Annotated in this window: 5 protein-coding genes and 1 riboswitch; all 5 genes read left to right on the forward strand. The window is 26.8% G+C overall.

Annotated features, from left to right (window positions below; translation table 11 throughout):
• Positions 1-773 precede the first annotated feature (773 nt).
• Positions 774-1,448, forward strand: a complete 675-nt coding sequence (locus AYC61_RS17115; RefSeq protein ID WP_066505578.1) for a hypothetical protein — start codon at positions 774-776, stop codon at positions 1,446-1,448.
• Positions 1,449-1,648: 200 nt separating this feature from the next.
• The gene (locus tag AYC61_RS17120; protein ID WP_066505580.1) at positions 1,649-1,882 is read left to right on the forward strand and encodes a hypothetical protein; all 234 of its coding nucleotides are present in this window, start codon (positions 1,649-1,651) and stop codon (positions 1,880-1,882) included.
• Positions 1,883-2,000: 118 nt separating this feature from the next.
• Positions 2,001-2,879, forward strand: a complete 879-nt coding sequence (locus AYC61_RS17125; protein ID WP_066505582.1) for an aminoglycoside phosphotransferase family protein — start codon at positions 2,001-2,003, stop codon at positions 2,877-2,879.
• A gap of 207 nt (positions 2,880-3,086) precedes the next feature.
• Positions 3,087-3,986 carry an alpha/beta fold hydrolase gene (locus AYC61_RS17130; protein WP_066505584.1) on the forward strand — a complete coding sequence of 300 codons (900 nt, stop codon included), beginning with the start codon at positions 3,087-3,089 and terminating at the stop codon, positions 3,984-3,986.
• A 207-nt stretch (positions 3,987-4,193) separates the two neighbouring features.
• Entirely contained in the window at positions 4,194-4,751 is a 558-nt protein-coding gene (locus AYC61_RS17135) for a hypothetical protein (protein ID WP_066505593.1), read from the forward strand.
• A gap of 559 nt (positions 4,752-5,310) precedes the next feature.
• Positions 5,311-5,396, forward strand: a riboswitch (cyclic di-GMP riboswitch).
• Positions 5,397-5,451: the final 55 nt, after the last annotated feature.

Genomic DNA, 5,451 nt, shown 5'->3' on the forward strand with positions numbered 1-5,451 from the left:
ATACAATAATAATTGATTTGGCAGTTAAATGGCTTTAATAGTAATGATTCAGAATGATCCAAAATTATTTATTATTAGTACAATATAACTCTTGATATTAGAAGATTGTAATATTATTTAAATATTATTAAATTATGATTGTGGCAGTTTTCGTTGTTTACATCTTTATATCAAAGAATATTTGAGGACAGACTATGAGGGATAATTAGTTCATTACATTTTAAATTGAAGCATTAAATAACATATGCCTAACTTCTTTGAAACCTCTGTTTATATTATGATAGTATTAGATGAAGAAACACAGGCTTTAAAGTCGTGTACGGAGTCATGTAGCTTCTAGTGGAATTGTTGGTGGTATATCTTTAGGGTAAGTGCTGTGAGTTACAATGAAGAGAAATTTTAGTAAAAATAGTTTATTGATATAGGCAAGCATCTGATAATCTTAAATTCACCTACAAAGAAACATTAGATGCTTGCTTAGTTACTTTATTGGTTGTAGTGCTTATTTTTATTGCAAAGCTTTGCTAGTCTTTTTCATGACTTTTTTAAACAGTCTTAGTGTAAATTTAACCAGAAATAAAAGGGAATGCAAAATAAATGTAGAAATATTACGTGTGGATTTGAGTTTTGTATAGGAGATAATCGTGAATACAACCAAATTTAGGTGATAGTTAGAACTAATATGCAGAGATTTAAAAATTATACGAAAGTCTCTGCATAATGATATACATATGGTAAATTAAGAAATCTATACAAAGAAAGGAATTCATAATATGAGGAATGAAATATTGGAAATTCAGACTGATAAATATGCCCAATTTACAAACGAATTAATGAGGTCAAAATCACATTCGCTTATAGCAGGGATATTTGATTTTTATGTTTTAGGTACAGTACTTAATATAGTAATAGCATTAATATCAAGTATTTTGGAAATTTATATTTATGATTGTATTTCATTAATAAGTATAGTTTTACTTTTTTTAGTCAGCATATTAGGAATAGTTCTCTATTATGCAATTTTTTCTAAAAAAATATTGTGGCTTAGTCCTGGTGAAAAGATGGCTGGTAGAAGAATAATAGAAAGTAAGAAAGAATGGATTAATCCATATAGATGTAATAGATGGGCTTTATTTACGATAATGATTATATCTATAATTATTATAGGCAATGAATTAGGAGAAAATATTTATCCAATTCAAACTGTTATATCAAAGACTTTAAGTATAACTCTACAAATATATGGTTTGATTTTATTAGGAAAAGGCAAATTGAAAGGTGCAATTATATTTATTATTATTAATTTACTTGGATTTATAGCAAGTTTATCTTATCAATATTTCACTGTATATTCTAAATATCTAACAATTTATTTCGGGATTTTACTAATATTGTACTGTGTGGTAACTATTTCATATTATTTTGGAAGAAAAAAGAGTAAGAGATAATTTACTTTTGAAGTATTAGTTTGTTATGTAGGTATAAATTCTTGAAATCATGCTTTCAAAGAAACAATAGATATTTCCTAGTAACTATATTAGTAGTTTTTACAAATAATATAATGTGAAAAACTAAGTTGCTTTAATAAATATAAACATAGAGTTTTGTAATTAACTAAGTATTATTATGTAAAGGAGGAAGTTTTGTTATGAAGTACTTATCTAAAGGTATAATAGCCATGATTATTTTCTATATTTTTAACATATTCATATTCCCAATAATTGGTCAAATTATTTTTGTGGGAGATGGATTTACAATATCATACCACATGTTTACATATACTGGTTTAATAACGTTGTGTGGAATTATTATAGTATGTACTTATATAATTATTGAAAAGTTGAATGAGATTAAGAATCTGATTAGCAAGTCGGATACTTAGAACTAACAAATGGAGATTTAAAGTTAGGCGACATGCTTCATGATTACAAAGATTATCTACAGAGTGAAGTTCGGGAAAATGATATAGATAGTTCACATAAATAAGAGGTGAAGATTAGTTGGGAGTTAGTATATGGAGAAAACCTGTAATTGATCCAAAAGAACTGCCATTATCGGAGGAAATAAAATTAATATCTATTGATGGCTATCCACATGCGGGGAATGATGTATTTGAATGTACAGGGATGGAGCACGGAGAAAAAATCAAATTCTTTTTAAAAGTTAGTCGTCAACTAGATTCAGATATAAGAAATGAAGTAAAGATACTAGAAGTATTAAAAAATACAAATATTCCAGTACCTCAAGTAATAGATAGTAACATAGAATATAGCTTTCCCTTTATAGCAACATTGAGTATTGAAGGTGAAAGATTATCCACAATATTATATGCATTTGAGAAGAAAGAACGTTTAGTGAAGTCGTTAAATTATATGCCAGTATTTGGAGCAAGCCTTTCTAAAATACATCAATTAGACATCAAGTGGGAACAGGTTAAGAAGAGAAAGTTTCATGAACTTCCTAGTAAAGAATTTTATGAGAAATATGAATTGATTGAAGCTTATAGTTGGTTAAAAGAAAATGAACCTATAAATAAAGATTTAACTTTTATTCATGGAGATCATCATTATGCAAACTTATTATGGTGTAATGGTGAGTTAAAAGCAGTATTGGACTGGGAACTATGTGGTTTAGGTTGGAAAGAGTTCGATATTGCATGGGCATGTATTTTAAGACCATCTCAGAATTTTATGAAATCTGCTGAGGAGCAAGAAGCGTTTTTAGAAGGATATCGTTCTCGGGGTTCATATGATAGAAACTCTTTCAATTACTGTAAAGTGCTTATCTATTCATATTTTTACGAAATAGGTCTTAAAATAAAAGATCAAGAATATACAGAAGAAGTTAGAAAAGAGATAATGAAAGAGATAAGAGGGTAAATATATCATTAAATTACCATTAAATTGGATAAATAGATTATCAAATTTAGCTTGGCTTTGCAATAATACGCATTTAGGTATAAAAAGAATAATTTATAATAGTGTAGTTTTACATACTAATTTAAGGAAATGTAACAAATATTATAAATCAATTTCTTAATATCAAAAATAGAAATATAATTTAAAAATAAAATAAGGGGCTTTATAATGAATTCAAAACTCATAGACATTGGAACAACTAAATTAGAAGTATATACATATGGAAAGAAGGGTCCCGTTGTAGTTATTGAAACTGGAATGGGAAGTTCATTTTATGATTGGAATATTATAGCATCAAAATTATCAGAAAAGACAAGAGTGCTAATGTACCATAGAGAGGGATATGGAAATAGCCAACTTACTCAAGAGCCATGTACAAGTAAAAGAATTGCAGAAAATTTGAATTTACTATTGGAAAAAGAGAAAATCAATGAACCTATAATAATAGTAGGACATTCTTTTGGCGGACTATGTGCTTTACATTTTACTAAATTATATCCTGCTAAAATGGCTGGATTGGTATTAGTAGATTCTAGCCCAGTTGAAATATATAAAATAGAAGAACTAAAACGTACTTTACCATCAATTCAGTCAAAGTATCCTACAATTAACACACTTTTGAGGTTTAAAAATTATGGTGATTTAAAACAACATGAAATTGTAACACAAGTTAATCCAAAATTATCACCTAAACAATTGGAGTTTACAGATAAAATACAGGATAAAATTAAAGAATTTTTAACTAATCCTAATTTATATAGGGCGGAAGCATCTGAATTTGAAAATATGATTGATAGTGGAAAAGAGATTGAAAAATTAAATGAATTGCTAAACATTCCTATGAAAGTATTAGGAAGAGATGGAGAAATTGAAATTGCAAATTTGACAAATGCAGGAATATTAGAAAATGAGGCAATTATTTTCGAGGATTTAATTCAAAAATTGAACAGGTCAAAAACAGCATACTCAGATAAAGGAGAATTTATTTTAGTAAAAGGAGCAGGGCATAATATCCATCTTGAACGTCCAGACATAGTTATTAAGGCTATTGAGGAACTACTAGAATAGAAGTATAAATATTATATTTTGAGAGAAGTTGCATTCACAATATTTTTATATTAAAACCCGTATATGGAAGGAAATTATGAGGAATAACCTTACGTTCAAAGCAATAAGGGATAAATTTCAGAGCAGTTTTTATAGTCTTAAAAACAGTATTAGTTAAATAAAAGTGATTATAATAGTTGGGTGAATTCAAAAGGGAGTGAATAATCAATGTTACCAAAATTATATTATGAAATTATAAATAATGAAGAGATTAAAATAAATTTGGAAGAAAAATTTGATTTTATTATAATAGAGAATTCTACTACAGATGAATATATGTTTTATTCTAAAGAAAAACTTACAATATTCGCAACAGATGGGACTGGAGGAGTTTATGCCACTATTGGAGATGGAGATGATTTAGATAAATTGCCAATAGCATTTATTAGCTCAGAAGGTCAAGCTGGAAAAATTGCTAAATCATTTAATGAGTTAATTGCTCTTATTATTTATTATCCATTCTGGAAAGATATATTAAAGTTTTCTGGTAATGGAGATTTAAAACAGATGAGAAAATCTATTACTTATTTAGAAGAGGAGAGAATAGAGTTTGTTTCTGATTTTAAAAAGGTGCAAAAAAATATCAGTATTGAATTAAGGATTATAAAAAAAGATAATTTAATAGAAAATCTTCATAAAGAGGTTATGGAGAAACCATATTTTACAGTATACTCTATTGAAGATAATAACACTTCGGATACTTTGATAGGTTCTAATATATTTTAATGGTTTTAAGTATAATGAAATGACAGAATAACATCACCCAGTGGGGACAGGTACTTTTGGGTGAATAAAAAAGATTTTGTAAAAATTATAAAGGTGTATATATGATATTAATAGATTTAGGTATAATAAAACTTCATTATTATTGACAAAAATTATTAATACTCAGTTAAGCACCTTTTTGCTAATAACACTAAATAAATATACATATAAACTATGAAATTGCAATATATTTCATGGTTTTACTTTTTTGCAAAATATAATATAGAAATATAAGAGATAAAAGGTTTTTAAAGATAAATATCGAAATGTTATAAGAGTGTTGGATATGGGAAGTTACATAAATGTGTTTACAGAAAAAATCGTATGAAAAGCTTTTGTATATACTGAAATTTAGATAAATCATTGATTACAAAATATGAAATTTACTCAAATGTATATTACATTATTTTACTATTGCAATCAAAATTTTTACACCCACAAGTACCTGTCTCCAATGGGTGTAAAAAAACAAAATATAACTAAATGTTATAAAATCATAATATTATTATAAAAAATATAAAACTTATAAAGGCAAACTTATTGAAAGATAAGGACGCAAAGCTATGGGTCTAAGGATTTTTTATCTAGGATTGCCAGGCTGCTAATTTATTATTATTTTAAATATAAAAGGCAGCTGTTTATGAACTGACCTATGTCAAGT

Source organism: Abyssisolibacter fermentans (genome assembly GCF_001559865.1).
GTDB lineage: Bacteria > Bacillota > Clostridia > Tissierellales > MCWD3 > Abyssisolibacter > Abyssisolibacter fermentans.